This is a genomic window from Bradyrhizobium sp. 23 (assembly GCF_023073295.1).
In the GTDB taxonomy this organism is placed as follows: Bacteria; Pseudomonadota; Alphaproteobacteria; order Rhizobiales; family Xanthobacteraceae; genus Bradyrhizobium; species Bradyrhizobium canariense_D.
This window is the reverse complement of the sequence record NZ_JADPJF010000112.1, coordinates 1-664: the sequence shown is the minus strand read 5'-3', so window position 1 is coordinate 664 and position 664 is coordinate 1. Positions and strand designations below refer to the sequence as shown.

Here is a 664-nt window from a genome sequence, read left to right as displayed (position 1 = left end):
TCAGGAAGGCAAGGGGATCGACGTCGTTCAGCTTACAAGTTTCTACCAGGGATGCGATGATGGCCCAGTGCTCGGCGCCGCCGTCGGAGCCAGCGAACAGTGCATTTTTCCGGTTGAGTGCGATCGGACGGATCGAGCGCTCGACGGCGTTGTTGTCGAGCTCGATACGGCCATCATCGATGAAGCGCGTCAGGCCCTCCCAGCGTGAGAGCGCATAGCGGATTGCGTCTGCCAATTTGCCCTTTTGACTGATCAGCGCAAGCTTGGCGCGGAGCCACCGTTCGAACGCTTCCGCCAGCGGTCGGCTTTTCTGTTGCCGAACGAGACGGCGCCCCTCGGCGCTGCGGCCACGGATGTCCTTCTCGACGGCATAGAGCTCGGCGATTTGCTTGAGCGCCTCGCTCGCAATGGGCGCCGGACCGGGTGTGGCAAGCTCGTAGAAGTTACGCCGCATGTGCGACCAGCAGAATGCAAGCCGAACATCGCCACGCTCGGCGAGCTTGCCATAGCCGGCATAGCCGTCGACCTGCAGAATCCCCTTGAAGCCTGCCAGATGAGCGATCGGTCGATCGGCTTTGCGATCGGGGGCATAGACATAGGCGACGCCGGGCGGATCTGCGCCGCCCCACGGCCGGTCGTCCGCAGCATAGGTCCAGAGCTGACC

Annotated in this window: 1 protein-coding gene; it reads right to left on the bottom strand. The window is 63.1% G+C overall.

The features are described from left to right. A partial coding sequence (locus tag IVB32_RS28575; protein WP_247412081.1) for an IS66 family transposase occupies window positions 1-664 on the bottom strand: 664 nt, incomplete at both ends.